The 14,853-nt window shown below is 63.3% G+C and carries 17 protein-coding genes; 12 read left to right on the top strand and 5 right to left on the bottom strand.

All coding sequences use genetic code 11. The annotated features are described in order from the left end of the window. Nucleotides 1–14 precede the first annotated feature (14 nt). The 4 genes from BLT85_RS15045 to BLT85_RS15030 all read left to right on the top strand — a co-directional run bounded on the left by BLT85_RS15045 (nt 15) and on the right by BLT85_RS15030 (nt 3,467). Nucleotides 15–1,313, top strand: a complete 1,299-nt coding sequence (locus BLT85_RS15045) for a D-amino acid dehydrogenase (protein WP_093396491.1) — start codon at nt 15–17, stop codon at nt 1,311–1,313. Continuing rightward, the gene (locus BLT85_RS15040; RefSeq protein ID WP_093396489.1) at nt 1,288–1,644 is read left to right on the top strand and encodes a RidA family protein; all 357 of its coding nucleotides are present in this window, start codon (nt 1,288–1,290) and stop codon (nt 1,642–1,644) included. The genes BLT85_RS15045 and BLT85_RS15040 overlap by 26 nt, the downstream gene beginning before the upstream one ends. 89 nt (nt 1,645–1,733) lie before the next feature. Next, nucleotides 1,734–2,807 (top strand): alanine racemase, encoded by a 1,074-nt coding sequence (gene alr, locus BLT85_RS15035; protein WP_093396486.1) that lies wholly within the window; start codon nt 1,734–1,736, stop codon nt 2,805–2,807. A 111-nt stretch (nt 2,808–2,918) separates the two neighbouring features. Then, nucleotides 2,919–3,467 (top strand): cupin domain-containing protein, encoded by a 549-nt coding sequence (locus BLT85_RS15030; protein ID WP_093396483.1) that lies wholly within the window; start codon nt 2,919–2,921, stop codon nt 3,465–3,467. 25 nt (nt 3,468–3,492) lie between these two features. Here the strand turns inward: BLT85_RS15030 and BLT85_RS15025 are convergent, their stop codons facing one another. Further along, nucleotides 3,493–4,059, bottom strand: a complete 567-nt coding sequence (locus BLT85_RS15025; RefSeq protein WP_093396480.1) for a DUF4136 domain-containing protein — start codon at nt 4,057–4,059, stop codon at nt 3,493–3,495. Nucleotides 4,060–4,345: 286 nt separating this feature from the next. Between BLT85_RS15025 and BLT85_RS15020 the strand changes: the two genes are divergently transcribed. After that, the gene (locus BLT85_RS15020) at nt 4,346–5,185 is read left to right on the top strand and encodes a BON domain-containing protein (RefSeq protein WP_093396477.1); all 840 of its coding nucleotides are present in this window, start codon (nt 4,346–4,348) and stop codon (nt 5,183–5,185) included. 55 nt (nt 5,186–5,240) lie between these two features. Then, complete coding sequence (locus BLT85_RS15015; protein WP_093396474.1) at nt 5,241–5,408, top strand: DUF1328 domain-containing protein; 168 nt, start codon at nt 5,241–5,243, stop codon at nt 5,406–5,408. A 64-nt stretch (nt 5,409–5,472) separates the two neighbouring features. On the opposite strand, the gene BLT85_RS15010 is transcribed toward BLT85_RS15015, so the two are convergent. Both BLT85_RS15010 and BLT85_RS15005 read right to left on the bottom strand, forming a co-directional pair. Continuing rightward, nucleotides 5,473–6,435 (bottom strand): NAD(P)/FAD-dependent oxidoreductase, encoded by a 963-nt coding sequence (locus BLT85_RS15010; RefSeq protein WP_093396471.1) that lies wholly within the window; start codon nt 6,433–6,435, stop codon nt 5,473–5,475. Nucleotides 6,436–6,570: 135 nt separating this feature from the next. Beyond that, complete coding sequence (locus BLT85_RS15005) at nt 6,571–7,254, bottom strand: type 1 glutamine amidotransferase domain-containing protein (protein WP_093396468.1); 684 nt, start codon at nt 7,252–7,254, stop codon at nt 6,571–6,573. An 80-nt stretch (nt 7,255–7,334) separates the two neighbouring features. Between BLT85_RS15005 and BLT85_RS15000 the strand changes: the two genes are divergently transcribed. The 3 genes from BLT85_RS15000 to BLT85_RS14990 are packed head-to-tail and all read left to right on the top strand — an operon-like array spanning nt 7,335 to nt 9,882. Then, the gene (locus tag BLT85_RS15000; RefSeq protein ID WP_093396466.1) at nt 7,335–8,081 is read left to right on the top strand and encodes a 5-oxoprolinase subunit PxpA; all 747 of its coding nucleotides are present in this window, start codon (nt 7,335–7,337) and stop codon (nt 8,079–8,081) included. Between the two features lie 2 nt (nt 8,082–8,083). After that, the gene (gene pxpB / locus BLT85_RS14995) at nt 8,084–8,788 is read left to right on the top strand and encodes a 5-oxoprolinase subunit PxpB (protein ID WP_093396463.1); all 705 of its coding nucleotides are present in this window, start codon (nt 8,084–8,086) and stop codon (nt 8,786–8,788) included. Then, a complete protein-coding gene (locus BLT85_RS14990) occupies nt 8,785–9,882 on the top strand; it encodes a 5-oxoprolinase subunit C family protein (protein ID WP_093396460.1) in 1,098 nt (365 codons plus the stop codon). Before pxpB ends, BLT85_RS14990 begins: the two co-directional genes overlap by 4 nt. On the opposite strand, the gene BLT85_RS14985 is transcribed toward BLT85_RS14990, so the two are convergent. Both BLT85_RS14985 and BLT85_RS14980 read right to left on the bottom strand, forming a co-directional pair. Beyond that, the gene (locus tag BLT85_RS14985) at nt 9,821–11,200 is read right to left on the bottom strand and encodes a sensor histidine kinase (protein ID WP_093396458.1); all 1,380 of its coding nucleotides are present in this window, start codon (nt 11,198–11,200) and stop codon (nt 9,821–9,823) included. The two genes, BLT85_RS14990 and BLT85_RS14985, sit on opposite strands and share 62 nt — an antisense overlap. Beyond that, nucleotides 11,197–11,865: a response regulator gene (locus tag BLT85_RS14980; RefSeq protein ID WP_093396455.1), complete on the bottom strand. Its 669-nt coding sequence runs from the start codon at nt 11,863–11,865 to the stop codon at nt 11,197–11,199. Before BLT85_RS14980 ends, BLT85_RS14985 begins: the two co-directional genes overlap by 4 nt. 191 nt (nt 11,866–12,056) lie before the next feature. On the opposite strand from BLT85_RS14980, the gene BLT85_RS14975 reads away from it, so the two are divergent. From BLT85_RS14975 to BLT85_RS14965, 3 genes are read left to right on the top strand one after another with little or no spacing between them, the layout of a single operon-like run. Next, nucleotides 12,057–13,316 (top strand): OprD family porin, encoded by a 1,260-nt coding sequence (locus tag BLT85_RS14975; RefSeq protein WP_093396452.1) that lies wholly within the window; start codon nt 12,057–12,059, stop codon nt 13,314–13,316. Nucleotides 13,317–13,363: 47 nt separating this feature from the next. After that, entirely contained in the window at nt 13,364–14,344 is a 981-nt protein-coding gene (locus tag BLT85_RS14970; protein WP_093396449.1) for a Bug family tripartite tricarboxylate transporter substrate binding protein, read from the top strand. Nucleotides 14,345–14,395: 51 nt separating this feature from the next. Continuing rightward, nucleotides 14,396–14,851: a tripartite tricarboxylate transporter TctB family protein gene (locus BLT85_RS14965; protein ID WP_093396446.1), complete on the top strand. Its 456-nt coding sequence runs from the start codon at nt 14,396–14,398 to the stop codon at nt 14,849–14,851. Nucleotides 14,852–14,853: the final 2 nt, after the last annotated feature.

Below are 14,853 nucleotides of genomic sequence, written 5' to 3'. Positions count from 1 at the left end.
CGGGAGCCAACGCAATGCACGTCATGATCCTCGGAAGCGGCGTAATCGGCGTTACCAGCGCGTGGTACCTGGCCAAAGCCGGGCATCAGATCACCGTGATCGACCGCCAGCCGGGGCCTGCGCTGGAAACCAGCTTCGGTAATGCCGGCATGATCTCGCCCGGCTATTCCGCGCCCTGGGCAGCGCCGGGCGTGCCGCTGAAAGCAATCAAGTGGATGGCCGCGAAGCATGCTCCGCTGGCCATTAGACCGACCAGCGATCCGGATCAGTACCGCTGGATGGCGCGCATGCTCGCCAACTGCACCGAGGCGCGCTATGCGGTGAACAAGGAACGCATGATGCGTCTGGCGGAATACAGCCGAGACTGCCTGGTGGAGCTGCGCCGGGACAGCGGGGTGGATTACGAACACCGCCAGCTCGGCACCTTGCAGCTCTTCCGTACGCAGAAACAGCTCGACGCCGCTACCAAGGACATAGCCGTACTCGAACGTTGCGGCGTGCCGTACCGGCTGCTCGACCGGGCCGGCTGCATCGAAGCCGAGCCAGGCCTGGCCGCAAGTGCCGAGCGTATCGTCGGCGGCCTGCAACTACCGGGCGACGAGACCGGCGACTGCCATCTGTTCACCACGCGTCTGGCCACACAATGCCAGGCACTGGGCGTAGAGTTTCGGTTCAACTGCGAAATTCAGGGCCTGCTCAGCGACGGCGAAGGGATCACCGGCGTTCGGCTGAGCGACGAAGTGCTTCGCGCCGACAGCTACGTGCTGGCCCTCGGCAGCTATTCGCCCCAGTGGCTGCGGCCGCTGGGCATTGATCTGCCGGTATATCCGGTCAAGGGTTACTCACTGACGCTGCCGGTCATCGACAGCGACCGCGCCCCGGTGTCCACCATCATGGACGAAACCTACAAGGTGGCGGTGACACGCTTTGCCGACCGGATCCGGGTCGGTGGCATGGCCGAGCTGGCCGGCTTCGATACCGCCTTGCGAGACCAAAGGCGTGCCACGCTGGAGATGGTGGTCGGCGATCTGTTCCCAGGCGCTGGTGATGCCAGCCAGGCCAGCTTCTGGACCGGCTTCCGACCGATGACGCCCGATGGCACGCCGGTGATCGGCGCCAGTACTCTGCACAACCTCTATCTCAATACCGGCCATGGTACGCTCGGCTGGACCATGTCCTGCGGGTCCGGCCAGTTGCTGGCCGATCTGATCAGCGGACACACACCCGCGATCCGCACCGAGGGCATCGGCATCGATCGTTACACTCGACACAGGGAGACACGCCGGCATGTCCGTCCAGCGTCTGCACACTAACCGTCGCATGAGTCAGATCGTCATTCACCAGAACACCATCTATCTCGCCGGGCAGGTAGCTGACGACGAGGATCTGAATGCTGACTGCGCCGCCCAGACCCGCAGCACGCTGGCGGCCATCGAGCAGTTACTCGCCGAGGCCGGCAGTGACAAGACGCGGATCCTCTCGGTGACCATCTATCTGAAGGATATCGACGCCGATTCCGCAGCAATGAACAGCGTGTGGGACCAGTGGCTGCCCGAAGGAACCGCTCCAGCACGGGCGACGGTCGAGGCGCGACTGTGCGAGCCGGAGATCCTCGTCGAAATGTCGGTGATTGCGGCGCTTTGACAAGGTCGGGCTGCTCCTCGCCGCCCGGTCAGTCTGATACGCTAGCGCCATCCGGGATAGCCCGATCCCGCCGCCCTCAAGATTCGAACATGCGCCCAGCCCACGCCGTCATCGACCTCTCCGCCCTGCGCCACAATTATCAGTTCGCTAAAACGCTGGCGCCTGCGGCTCGGGCACTGGCGGTGGTCAAGGCCAATGCCTACGGGCACGGTGCGGTTCGCTGTGCCGAGGCATTGCGCGAGTTGGCCGATGGCTTCGCTGTCGCCTGCATCGAGGAAGCACTGGAGCTTCGTCAGGCCGGCATCAGCCAGCCGATACTGCTGCTGGAAGGCTGGTTCGAGGTAACCGAGCTTGAATTGATTGTCGAGCACGACCTGTGGGTCGTGATTCATCACCACGGTCAACTGGCGGACCTCGCCGAGGCGCGGCTTGCCCGCCCGCTGAATGTCTGGCTCAAGCTCGACAGCGGCATGCACCGGGTCGGCTTCGCACCAGATGAGTATCCAGCCATCTGGCGCTCGCTGGAAAACAGCCCGAATGTGGCGTCACTCACCCGCATGACGCACTTTTCCCGTGCTGACGAGCCGGAGACCGGCCGCACCGAGGAACAACTGGCGGTCTTTCACCGGACCACCGATGCGCTCGGCGGTCCGGCGAGCCTGTGCAACTCCCCCGGTGTCCTCGCCTGGCCCGCGGCGCATGGCGACTGGCTGCGGCCGGGGATCATGCTGTATGGCGCGACGCCCTTCGAATTCGAACAGACTCATGCAGAGCGACTCCTGCCGGTTATGCAACTGGACTCGAAGATCATCGCCGTGCGCCAGATCGAGACGGGCGAGCCGATCGGCTACGGCTCGCGCTTCGTCACGCAGCGTCCGACGCGGATAGGTGTGGTAGCGATGGGTTACGCTGACGGCTATCCGCGCCACGCCAGAGATGGCACGCCAGTATTGGTCGGCGGCCAGCGTACCGGGCTCATCGGCCGGGTCTCCATGGATATGCTGACGGTCGATCTGACCGACCTGCCACAGGCAGGGCTGGGCACGCCTGTACGTTTCTGGGGCAACGGCCTGAATGCCAGCGAAGTGGCCGCCCACGCCAGCACCATTGCTTATCAGCTGTTCTGTAATCTGAACCGCGTGCAACGCTTGTATCGCGACTGACACGCGTCGGCACCGCGTTGAAAATTCTGCACAGCCGTGCAATGATCCCGGACTGAATCGACAACTGTCTCACCATCCGGCTGCCTGCAGCCGCCCCGGAGGATCCCGACCTTGGATGTGGGTGCGCGTCTCAAAGCGATAAGAAAAATGAAGGGCCTGTCCCAGCGTGAACTGGCCAAACGTGCAGGGGTTACCAACAGCACCATATCCATGATCGAAAAGAACAGCGTCAGCCCGTCGGTCAGCTCTCTCAAGAAGGTACTCTCGGGCATCCCGATGTCCCTGGTGGATTTCTTCTCGCTGGAAATCGAGCATGACAGTCAGCGCAAGGTGATCTACCGCGCCGACGAGCTGCTCGACATAGGTTCCGGTGAAGTGACCATGCGGCTGGTCGGCACAGGCCACCCCAACCGCGCTTTCGCCTTCCTCAACGAGACCTACCCACCCGGCTCGGATACCGGGCCGGATATGCTCAATCATGAAGGGGAGGAGGCGGGCACGGTGGTCAGCGGCCGGCTGGAAGTAACTGTCAACGGTGAAGCCCATGTGCTCGAAACCGGCGACAGCTATTACTTCGACAGTAACCAGCCGCACCGCTTCCGCAACCCGTTCGACGAGCCCTGTCTGCTGATCAGCGCCACCACGCCGGCTAACTTCTGACGGCCGGCGCGGAGCTACGAGCGCTTCAGTTCGGCGGGTAGCCGGTCAGTACCCGAGCGGCGAGCTCGTGAGCGGAACGGGTTCGCTCGGCTGGCGACTGGCTCTGATCGCGCACCACCTCGGTACTGCTGCCCCGCCATACCAGCTGATTGTCCTCTGCATCGATCAGATCGATCTGCAAGGTGGCGGTCTGATAGTCGACCGAACGCGTCTCGCTCATCATAGGACCACCACCCCATACCCCCCAGTACCCGGTACCAAGGCCGACGCCGTAGTTGGTGGTGACCATCTGCTCACGCTCGTCGATGACCATGTCGGCACGCACCTTCAGATCCGCCTGTTCCGGCGAAGCAGCCGGGCGCAAGCCACGCGCGTCGAGCTGGGAAGCAATCGCGTCCTTGAGACGCTGCGCCACCAGGTCGCTACCGATCCGCGGGTCGTTGGCGGGTGTGAAGTTGATGGCCGGGTCGGCCCAGGTCCAAGATCGATACTCGGCGAAGTTGCGGCTGCTGTCGTAGTCTCGCTGCGGCTGGGTAGTCTGACAGGCGGCGAGCAGCACCAGTGCGGCGGACAAAAAGGTCATGCGTAACATGTGAATACTCCGGAATGGCTGCCTGAGCAGAACGGCACGTCTATATATATTCGTGACTCGGCAGCAATCTTTAGTTCCCGCCCCCTGACTCGCCAATTGAATTGTTGCATCGCCCTGATATGTTCGTGCAAAGCGCAAAGCCGCGAGAGGGCAAATAGTGCAAATTGCATGCTTCGCCTTCCCTCTGCTAATCGTAGTGGGTTGATTTTCAAGGTGTTTCATCCGAAACGCTGTTGGCATGAAGGTTGCCCTCTTCCTCCACCAGGAAACAAGGAAGGAGGCATCGATGCTCAGACTCAAACCAACACTCGTCGCCATGGCGGTCGTCGGCGCGCTTGCTGTCACGGCAGGGGTGGGCGCCGAGGACGCCGATTTGCGCCAGCAACTGACCGAAGCCCGTCAACAGGGTTCGGTGTGGACAGCACTGGCAGTCAACCGCAACCTCAGCCCCTTCAACATCGACGTCGACATCGAAGGTGACAAGGCGATCCTCTCCGGAACGGTCGATTCGGAGGTAGACAGGGAGCTTGCCGCTCAGGTCGCGCTTGAGGTCGACGGAATCAACCGTGTCGACAACCAGCTTCAGGTTGACCAGCAGGCCGGTCGCGGCGAGGAGCGCGACCGCGGGTTGGGCGGGCGCGTCGACGATGCCACGCTCACAGCGACGATCAAGTCCAAGTTGCTCTGGAACCGCCGGACCCAGGGGCTGGACATCCAGGTCGACAGCGACGATGGCCTCGTCACCCTCACCGGGCAGGTCGATTCCGAAGAGACCAAAGAGCTGGCAGAGCGCATCGCTGCCGATACCGAGCAGGCACGGGAAATACGCAACCAGCTGAACGTCAACGCCGACGCCGGGTCTGACTTTACAGGTGCTGCGCAGGACGCGGCCGGTACGGCGGGCGATACGCTGAGCGATGCATGGGTTACCAGCAAAGTGAAATCGAGCCTTCTGTTCAGCCGCAGCCTCAGCGGCACCAGCATTTCGGTCGACACCAACCGAGGACGGGTTCGACTCAGCGGGGTAGTCGAGTCGGAAGCCGAAAGGGAGCAGGCAATCAGTACCGCCGAAGACATTCGGGGAGTGACCGAAGTGAACGCCGACGGCTTGAACGTTCGCAAGTGACAGGCCCGTCAGGGCAGACGCAAGCCAACGTCATTCAATTGCAAGAGGACATACCATGCTGAAGTGGGCAATCGTATTTCTCGTCATCGCCATTATCGCTGCCGTGCTGGGCTTCGGCGGCATCGCCGGGACGGCTACCACCATCGCACAGGTGCTGTTCGTCATCTTCCTGATCCTGTTCATCGTCTCCTTCTTCATGAGTCGTCGCGGACCGCGACCCTGACTGGCCTGAGCCATCAAAAAGACCGCCAAGGGCGGTCTTTTTTTGTGGCCCTTTGTCTCGAAACTCAATACCGGTCCGGCCGGGAGCCACCCCAGGGATTGGCTTCCAGGCTGTTGTGCAACGCGGTCGAAGCGATCGCCGCCTGACCGGTCGCCACGCTCATCTGCTTGAGTCCTTTGACCACATCTCCGATCGCGAACAGACCCTCCACCGAGGTGCGCTGGTGGTCATCCACCAGCAGCGCACCGTTATCGTCGCAACGTGCCCCCAGTTGCGCGGCCAGGGTTGAACGGGAGCGGCTGCCCAGGCTGGGATAGACGAGGTCAAAAACGATTCGCTCCCCGCCGCGGGTGGTCACCTCGACCCGCTCGTCCTCGGTCAGACGCATCGCTTCGACGTGGTCGGACACCACGCGGATTCCGTAATGATCTGCAACGGCGATTGCCTCATCGCAGGCGTGTGGCTGGCCATGCACGATGACCGTGACGTGGTCAGAAAAGGTACGCAAAAATACGGCGTGACTGATTGCGTTCTCCGCCTCGCCATAGACCGCCACATTCTCTCCGTTGACCTCGTAGCCATCACAAATCGCGCATAGTCGGACGATGCCATCCCGGATAGCGTCATGCACGTCAGGCATGTCCGGCAGTTCGTCTTCGATACCGCTGGCAAGGATGACCCGCCGCGCCAGGGTCAGGTTATGCCCGTGGCGGACGGCGAAGCCTGCCGGATGGGGCTCGATGGAGTCCACCCAGCCTTCATCGAGCTGGGCACCGTATGCCCGCGCCTGGTCGCGCAAACGGGCAAGCAGATCAACCCCGGCGATGCCCGGCGGAAAACCCGGATAATTGTGCGAGGTGGGGATGTACGAGGCGCGGCTATCACCGCCATCGATCAACAGGCAACGGCGGCGGAACCGGGCCAGATACAGCGCCGCGGTCAGGCCCGCCGGACCACCCCCGACGATGACGCAATCGACGTCCGCCGAGGGCGAAGCGACGTTCGCCGCGGTATTGGAAAATGACATGAACGAGTCCTGGAATGGGGCACCTGTTCCATAGAAGCCCGAAGCGGCCGGAAGTTCGCCTGGACCCGCCATGCCGAGCTGCGCTTCGTCGCCCGGCTGGTTCGATGCGTCATCCCCGCCAGGTCGCGTGGGCGATCAGGCCTCGCTCAGAAGCTTGACCAGTTCCCGCGCGGCCTGCTCGGACGAAGCCGGGTTCTGTCCGGTAATCAGCTTGCCGTCGACCAGTACATACGAGCTCCAGTCGTCGCCCTTGCTGTAGACGCCACCCTTTTCCTTGAGTCGGTCTTCCAGCAGATAGGGTACGACGTCGGTCAGACCGACGCCTTCCTCCTCCGAATTGGCGAAGCCGGTGACACGTTTGCCGTTCACCAGCGGATCGCCGGCGCCACTGCGGACATTGAGCAGCACGGCGGGGGCGTGGCATACCGCAGCGATGGGCTTGCTGGCGGTGACGAATTGCTCAAGCAGGCGGATAGAGTCGGCGTTGTCATACAGGTCCCAGAGCGGACCGTGTCCACCGGGGTAGAAAACCGCGTCGTACTCCTCCGGCCTGATTCCAGCCAGGCGGTGCGTATTGGCCAGCTGCAGTCGGGCTTCGTCATCATCCTTGAAGCGCTCGGTGGCAGCGGTCTGGGCGTCCGGCTCATCGCTCTTCGGATCGATCGGCGGCTGACCGCCCGCGGGCGAGGCGAGGGTAATGTCGGCGCCGGCATCCTTCAGCACATAGTACGGCGCGGCAAATTCCTCCAGCCAGAAACCGGTTCGCTTGCCGGTATCGCCCAGCTTGTCGTGTGAGGTCAATACCATCAGTACTTTCATGGAATGCTCCTGCATCGGGGTGGAGTTGGTCATTCGACGGGTTCTCGGTTAGTTTGTTCAGCATTCCCGAGGAGCCTCGAATGAACAGACTGCTGCTCAATTGCGACATGGGCGAAAGCTTCGGCGCCTGGACGATGGGGCTGGACGAGCAGGTCATGCCGCACGTCGACTGCGCCAACATCGCCTGCGGGTTCCATGCCTCCGATCCGGGCACCATGCGCCGCACCGTCGCGTTGGCCGTCGAGCACGGCGTACGCATCGGCGCCCATCCGGCCTACCCCGATCTGGTCGGCTTCGGCCGCCGCTCGATGAACTGCAGCAATCAGGAAGTAGAGGACATGCTGCTCTATCAGATTGGCGCGCTGGACGGCATCTGCCGTGCCGAAGGCGCCCGCGTCGAGTACGTCAAGCCGCACGGCGCCTTGTATAACGACATGATGCGCCGGCCCGATCTGCTGCGAGCGGTCATGCAGGCGGTGCATCGTTACGATTCGTCCCTGCAGTTGATGTTGCTGGCCCGCCGTGACAACAGCCAGGCGCAAACCATCGCCGACGAGATCGGCATCCCCCTGATGTTCGAAGCCTTCGCCGATCGCGCCTACGACGGCGAAGGCTTTCTGCTCGGTCGTGATCAGCCCGGCGCCGTGCATCACCTGGCGACCGAGATACTCGACCAGGCACTGACCCTGTCGCGCGGTGAACCCCTGACTGCCGCGGATGGCAGCAAGCTGGTCCTCAAAGCCGATACGCTGTGCGTGCATGGCGACAATCCCGAGTCAATCATGGTCGTTCGGCAAATCGCCACGGCCCTGGAAGAACGACGCTGAGCATGCGTCCGCGCGTCGAGACCGCAGCGCTCGATAGTCTGACGCTGCGCCTGTTCGACAGCATCGATGAATCGAACATGCCATGGCTGCTCGCCGCAGCCGAACGTGTTCGCAGCACCTTCGGCCTGGCACTGGTCGACCTGGTGCCGTCCTACACCACTCTGATGATCACCTTCGATCCGGCGCATCTCGACGAGCGGGAGGCTCGCTCGCTGGTAGGTTCCGCGTTGGCAGGCTTGCAGCCGCTGGATGCGCAGCGAACCGGCGCGCTGCACGATATCCCGGTATGGTACGACCCCAGCGTAGGGCCGGATCTGGCTGCGCTGGGAAAGCGAAGCGGCATGGGTGAGGCCGCCTTGATCCGTGCGCACTGCGCCCGCGAATACAGCGTGTTTGCCCTCGGGTTCGCGCCTGGCTTCGCCTATATGGGACTGGTCGAGCCGCAGATTGCCGCGCCCCGGTTGGCCACGCCACGGCAGCGGGTCCCGGCTGGCAGCGTCGGCATTGCCGAACGGCAGACCGCTATCTACCCGCTGATTTCACCCGGTGGCTGGAATCTGCTTGGCCGCTCGCCGATCCGGCTGTTCGACCGCGATCGGGACGCCTACAGCCTGCTTGCGCCCGGCGACCGGGTGCGCTTTGTCGCGGTCGATCATGCCGAGTTCGTGCGGCTGGGTGGCGACGACATGTCGATGGCTGGCTCATGACCCTGGTCGTCGAACAAACGCTGGGGCTGGCGCAGCTGCAGGATCTTGGTCGCTTCGGTGTGCGTCATCTCGGCGTCACCCAGGGCGGCGCGCTGGACTGGATAGCGATGCGCTGGGCGAACTGTCTATTGAGCAACGAGCCCGGCGCCAGCGTGCTGGAGATGCCCTTCGGCGGCGTCACGCTGCGCTTCGAAACTGACACCATGGTGGCATTGGGCGGCGCCGATCTCGACGCCCTGCTCGATGACGTCCCGGTTGGTCCATGGCGTGCATTGGCGGTGTCGGCCGGTCAACGTCTGACACTTCGAGCGCCACGAAACGGCGTGCGGGGTTACCTTGCGGTGCCCGGCGGCTTCAATATCAAGGCTGTGCTGGGTTCGCAGTCGACGGTGGTGCGCGAAGGATTGGGTGGGCCGGATGGTCGGGGCGGGGCACTGCGCCGCGGTGATCGGTTGGCTTTCGCTGGCGCAGCCCGGCCCATCGCGGCGGGGACGCCGCTCCCACAGGCCCGGCGGGACAGAGGCATGATGGCGCCCAGTGCAATCGCGTCGCTGTACCTGGGTTTGTGTGGGAACGCCGTCTCCGGCGCGATAGCAGCCTCGCCCTATTCGCAACCGGCCTCGCTAGAGGTGCTTCTAGGCTCCCAATACAGCGACTTCGCTGGCGCCAGCCTGTTCGCCGCATTCAACCAGCCGTGGCGCATCGACGCCCGAGCCGACCGCATGGGCGTCCGCCTGACCGGACCAGCGCTGCGCTACACCGGGCTCGCATTGATCTCCGAAGGCATTCCACTGGGCGCGATCCAGGTGCCCCCGGACGGCAAGCCGATCATCCTGCTCAACGATCGGCAAACCATTGGCGGCTACCCGCGGCTTGGCGCACTGACGCCTCTGGCCGTGGCGCGTCTGGCGCAGAGTGCGCCCGGAGAGGTTGTTTATCTGCGACCAGTGAGCAGTGAACTCGCACGACTCAAGCATCTGGAGGTGCTGCAACAGTTCGCCGAAGCACGCGGAAGCGCCCTTGGCGCTACCGTTACTGCCTCTCGAAATCGACCCGTACCAGCAACCCGCCAAGCGAGCCCTCATGCAGGCTGATCTGGCCACGATGCGCCTGGCAGATCTCGCCGACGATCGACAATCCCAATCCGCTGCCAGCACCGCCGTCCCGGTAGAACTTTTCGAACACCCTGCTGCGCGACGCTTCGGGTATGCCCGGTCCGCTGTCTTCCACCTCCAGCACTCGCGGCGAGCGCAGACGCAATATCACGTGACCTCCCGCAGGCGTGTGGCCGAGCGCATTATCGATCAGGTTGGCAAGCAACTCCTGAAGCAGCGTTGGCTCACCCCAGATGTGGAAGCCGGTCTCGACCTCCAGCGCCAGCTCGATCTGCTGCTCGCGGGCGAGCGGGACCATGGCCATGGCGATCTCCTGTACCAGCGGCTGCATCGCGACGCGCTCGGCGCTGCCCTCGGCTACAGCGCGCGCGCCACGCTCGATGCGCGCCATCGACAGCAGCCGGTTGGCAAGGCCGATGGTGCGATCGGTGCTGCCTTGCGCCTCCCTCAATGCCTGCTGCCAGTCGCGAGGATCAGACGAGCGCAGGCCGAGCTCGATCCGAGCCTTGAGCGCCGACAGTGGCGTACGCAGCTCATGGGAGGCCTCGGCGATGAAATCCCGCTGGCGCTCGAAGTTTTCCCGGAGCCGGCCGGTGAAATGATTGATCGACTTGACCAGCGGCCGTACTTCGCGCTGCAAGCCTTCGGTGGCGATCGGGCTGAGATCGTCGCTGCGCCGCGCGGCGACCTGCTCGCGCAACCGTCTGAGCGGTGCCAGCGCCGCATTCACCGCCAGCCAGCTGAGTAACAAGGCGCTTAGCGACAGCAACCCGAGACTGACCAAAGAATGGCGCAATAGAGAGTGAGCCATGCCTTCGCGAGCGCCGCGGGTCTCGGCCACGCGGATTTCTGCCATGCCCTGCAGCGTACCGCCGCTGACCGGCTGCAACAGACTGACCACCCGCACATCGGCGCCGCGGTAGGTGCTGTCGTAGAACCTGGCGAGAGCAGGGTAATCGCGGGTCACCGGCGTGCCGTCCGGCGGGGCGGGCAGATCCTCGTAGCCGGAGACGGATCGGCCCGCCGGGCTGATCACCTGGTAATAAAGACGCCCGGAAATATCGTAGGCGAAATTGTCCAGAGCTATATAGGGCACATCCACGTACAGCGCGCCGTCCTCATCGAACAGACTTTCCGCAATCGCGCGTGCCGAGGAGAGCAGGGAACGGTCATATGCGACATCAGCTGCGCTGCGGGCGCTCCAGTAGGCGTTGATGCTGCCGAGCGCCAGCAATATACCGAGCACCAGGGCCAGACGGCTGAGCAGCCGACCGCGGAGGCTTTTCCAGCGGTTCACTCCTGCGCCTCGAGCAGGTAACCCAGGCCGCGAAAGGTGACGATGCGCACCTGGCTGCCGTCGAGCTTGCGGCGCAGGCGCGAGATGTATATTTCGATGGCTTCGGGGCTAGCATCCTGATCCAGACCAAATACCTTCCCAGCCAGTTGATCCTTGCTCATCAACCGGCCCGGGCGGGCGATCAGGCTCTCCAATACGGCGTGCTCGCGCGACGGCAGACTCAACGCTTCTCCGTTGAGGGTAAACCGGCGGTCGGTCAGATCGTAAACCAGCGAACCACAGTGCTGCTGACGCTCTCCGCCCATGAGACTGCGGCGCAGTAACGCGTTGACACGGGCTTCCAGTTCACTCAGTTCGAAGGGTTTGGCCAGGTAGTCATCGGCGCCCAGATTCAGACCTCGCACCCGGTCGCCCACCTCGCCCCTGGCAGTCAGCATGATCACCGCCAAGGTCTGACCGCGTTCGCGCAGACCGCGCAACACCTCGAATCCGTCCATGCGTGGCAGGCCAACATCGAGCACGGCCAGTGCGTAATCCTCGGTGCGCAAAGCCAGGTCCGCCGCCACCCCGTCATGCAGCGTATCAACGGTCCAGCCGCCCGACTTGAGCGCACGGCTCAGGCTGTCAGCCAACTCGGCATCATCCTCTACCAGCAGTATTCGCACCTGAGTCTCCCTGCGTCGTTCGTGAAGAAGTGTACACCGCCCGTCCGGTGTCGCTATTGGCCGTACGGATGAAAGGTTGGTGAAAGCCTGGCTGACTAGCATCGCTTCACGGTACCCCTCCTCAGCAGGTAAGCCGCACCCAGGGCGCATCGATCGCCCGGTTACAAAAACAAGAATGGAGTTCAGCATCGATGAGTACAGTTCCACGCCGGGCGCTCGTGGCCCCCACTCTCCTCGCCATCGGTTCGACGCTCGCCAGTCAGGCTGGTCATGCTCAGGGTTTCATCGAAGACAGCAGTGCACGTCTCGACCTGCGCAATATCTATTTCAATCGCGACTTCCGGGAAGATGCCGGCCAGTCCAAGCGCGAAGAATGGGCCCAGGGCTTTCTGCTGAATATCGAGTCGGGCTTCACCCCTGGCGTCGTTGGCTTCGGGCTCGATGCCCAGGCGCTGCTCGGTATCAAGCTCGATTCGAGCCCGGATCGCACCGGTACCGGCCTGCTGCCGCGTGATTCTGACAACCGCGCGGAGGATGACTTCAGCACCCTCGGGCTGACGGCAAAGGCGCGCGCTTCGCAGTCCGAAGTATACGTGGGCACGCTGTTTCCCAAACTGCCCACTCTGCAGCCAAACAACAGCCGCATCCTGCCGCAGACCTTCGAAGGTGCCATGGTCAGCATCGGCGAGATCGAGTCGCTGGCAGTCAGCCTCGGACATCTGGAAAGCGTCCGGTATCGCAACTCGAGCGGCTCCGACGAGCTGGCACTGAACAACAAAAATGGCCGGTTTGGCGGCTCGTTCAACGCAAATCATTTTCAATGGGTTGGGGCGGATTACCAATTCACCCCAGGCCTGGCGGGCAGCTTTCATCTGGCACAACTGGATGATCTCTACCGCCAACAGTTTCTCGGCCTCGCCTGGGAGCAACCGCTGGGCGAGGGCGTGCTGACCAGCGAGCTGCGCGTGGCATTCTCTGAAGAGCAGGGCAGCGCACTGGCCGGCGATATCGACAACCAGGCCTGGCAGGGGCGGGTCAGCTACGGTCGTTCGGGACACGTGGTTACTGCCGCGTTACAGAAGCTGCGCGGCGATAACGCCTTCCCCTATATCAACGGCAGCAATCCTTATCTGGTCAATTTCGTGCAGATCAACGATTTCGCCGAAGCCGGCCAGCGCTCGATTCAGCTGCGTTACGACTACGACTTCGAAGCCATCGGTGTTCCAGGTCTGATCTTCATGACCCGCTACGTGCGCGGTGACCAGGGTCGTCCGCTGGCCGGCGGCGAAGCCAGGGAATGGGAGCGCGACAGTGAGCTGATGTATGTCGTGCAATCCGGCTCGCTGAAGAATCTCGGCATCCGCTGGCGTAATGCGAGCTACCGCTCCAGCTTCGCCCGCGATGCAGATGAAAACCGCCTGATCCTCAGTTACAGCCTGCCGATCTGGTAAGCCTTGCGACTAACGGTCCTACAATAAGACTCCATAGGAGAACCACCATGAAAACCTCCCTGCGCGCCGCGCTGCTCTCTCTGGCCTGCATCGGCCTGGCCGGCTACACCCTGGCTGACGAACCGCGACGCCCTGAATGTATCGCTCCAGCCGCTCCCGGTGGCGGATTCGACCTTACCTGCAAGCTTGCGCAATCAGCGTTGCTTGAGTCCGAGATCCTGTCGCGTCCAATGCGCGTGACCTACATGCCAGGCGGTGTCGGCGCGGTTGCCTACAACTCCGTGGTCGCCCAGCGAGCCGATGATGGCGGCACCATCACCGCGTTTTCCAGCGGCTCGTTGCTGAACCTTTCGCAGGGCAAATTCGGCCGCTTCGACGAGTCGGCGGTGCGATGGCTGGCGGCGGTTGGGTCCAGCTACGGCGCCATCGCGGTGCGTGCGGACTCTGAATTCGAGACGCTGGATGATCTGGTAGCCGCGCTCAAGGCCGATCCGGGCAAGGTGGTCATCGGCTCCGGCGGTACCGTCGGCGGGCAGGACTGGATGCAGACTGCGCTGGTCGCCCGGGCTGCAGGGATCGAGCCGCGCCGCCTGCGCTACGTGGCGATGGAAGGCGGCGGCGAGCTGGCTACCGCACTGCTCGGTGGGCATATCGATGTGGCCAGCACCGACATATCCGACTCCGTGCCGCACATCGAAAGCGGCGGCATGCGAATCCTCGCGGTGATGTCCGACGAGCGTCTGCCCGGCGAGGCCGTGGCGGATATTCCGACAGCCAAGGAGCAGGGCTACGACGTCAGCTGGCCAGTGATCCGTGGCTTTTACATGGGGCCGGACGTGTCCGACGAAGATTTCAACTGGTGGAAAAGTGCCTTCGACCAGCTGCTGGCCTCGGAAGACTTCGCCACGCTGCGCGAGCAACGTGAGTTGTTTCCCTTCGCGATGACCGGTGACGAGCTCGACACGCATGTGAAAAGCCGGGTCAAGGTCTACCGCGAACTGGCCGCCGAGTTCGGGCTGGTCGAGTAACAGCCGAACAGGTCGGCGTCCCGTCGGCCTGCCCCTTGCGAGGATTTCCCCATGTACCAACGCCTGTTTGCGGCGAGCCTGCTGCTGGCTTGCCTGTGCCTCGGTTTCATCGCCTGGGGCTACCAAGCCCCCTACTCCTACGAACCAGTAGGCCCGCGCGCCTACCCCCTGATGCTGATGGTGCTGCTCGGACTCGGCGCCATTGTGCTGATCATCAAACCCAGCCTTGAAGCCGATACGGACGACGAACCGGCACTGGTACCAGCCATGATGCGCAAGGCACTGATCTGCCTGGCTCTGCTGCTGGGACTGGCCGCGCTGTTCGAGCGGCTGGGTTTCATTCCCACGGCCATCCTCTTTGCTCTGGGCATGGCGCGCTTGTTCGGTGGCCGCTGGCCCCAGAGTCTGGTGCTGGCGGTAGTCCTCGGCGTCGGCTTGTACTTCCTGTTCGATAACGTTCTCGACGTGCCCCTACCCCTGGGCGTGCTCGCCCAGCTGGAGATCTGATC

The organism is Halopseudomonas xinjiangensis, assembly GCF_900104945.1.
Lineage (GTDB): Bacteria > Pseudomonadota > Gammaproteobacteria > Pseudomonadales > Pseudomonadaceae > Halopseudomonas > Halopseudomonas xinjiangensis.
Note: the sequence above shows the minus strand (reverse complement) of the source record. Positions and strands in the feature narration are given on the sequence as shown.

Coding starts and splice junctions, on each gene's coding strand:
- BLT85_RS15045 (WP_093396491.1), top strand. CDS start 15: ATGCACGTCATGATCCTCGGAAGCGGCGTAATCGGCGTTACCAGCGCG.
- BLT85_RS15040 (WP_093396489.1), top strand. CDS start 1,288: ATGTCCGTCCAGCGTCTGCACACTAACCGTCGCATGAGTCAGATCGTC.
- alr (WP_093396486.1), top strand. CDS start 1,734: ATGCGCCCAGCCCACGCCGTCATCGACCTCTCCGCCCTGCGCCACAAT.
- BLT85_RS15025 (WP_093396480.1), bottom strand. CDS start 4,059: ATGTTACGCATGACCTTTTTGTCCGCCGCACTGGTGCTGCTCGCCGCC.
- BLT85_RS15020 (WP_093396477.1), top strand. CDS start 4,346: ATGCTCAGACTCAAACCAACACTCGTCGCCATGGCGGTCGTCGGCGCG.
- BLT85_RS15015 (WP_093396474.1), top strand. CDS start 5,241: ATGCTGAAGTGGGCAATCGTATTTCTCGTCATCGCCATTATCGCTGCC.
- BLT85_RS15010 (WP_093396471.1), bottom strand. CDS start 6,435: ATGTCATTTTCCAATACCGCGGCGAACGTCGCTTCGCCCTCGGCGGAC.
- BLT85_RS15005 (WP_093396468.1), bottom strand. CDS start 7,254: ATGAAAGTACTGATGGTATTGACCTCACACGACAAGCTGGGCGATACC.
- BLT85_RS15000 (WP_093396466.1), top strand. CDS start 7,335: ATGAACAGACTGCTGCTCAATTGCGACATGGGCGAAAGCTTCGGCGCC.
- pxpB (WP_093396463.1), top strand. CDS start 8,084: ATGCGTCCGCGCGTCGAGACCGCAGCGCTCGATAGTCTGACGCTGCGC.
- BLT85_RS14990 (WP_093396460.1), top strand. CDS start 8,785: ATGACCCTGGTCGTCGAACAAACGCTGGGGCTGGCGCAGCTGCAGGAT.
- BLT85_RS14975 (WP_093396452.1), top strand. CDS start 12,057: ATGAGTACAGTTCCACGCCGGGCGCTCGTGGCCCCCACTCTCCTCGCC.
- BLT85_RS14970 (WP_093396449.1), top strand. CDS start 13,364: ATGAAAACCTCCCTGCGCGCCGCGCTGCTCTCTCTGGCCTGCATCGGC.
- BLT85_RS14965 (WP_093396446.1), top strand. CDS start 14,396: ATGTACCAACGCCTGTTTGCGGCGAGCCTGCTGCTGGCTTGCCTGTGC.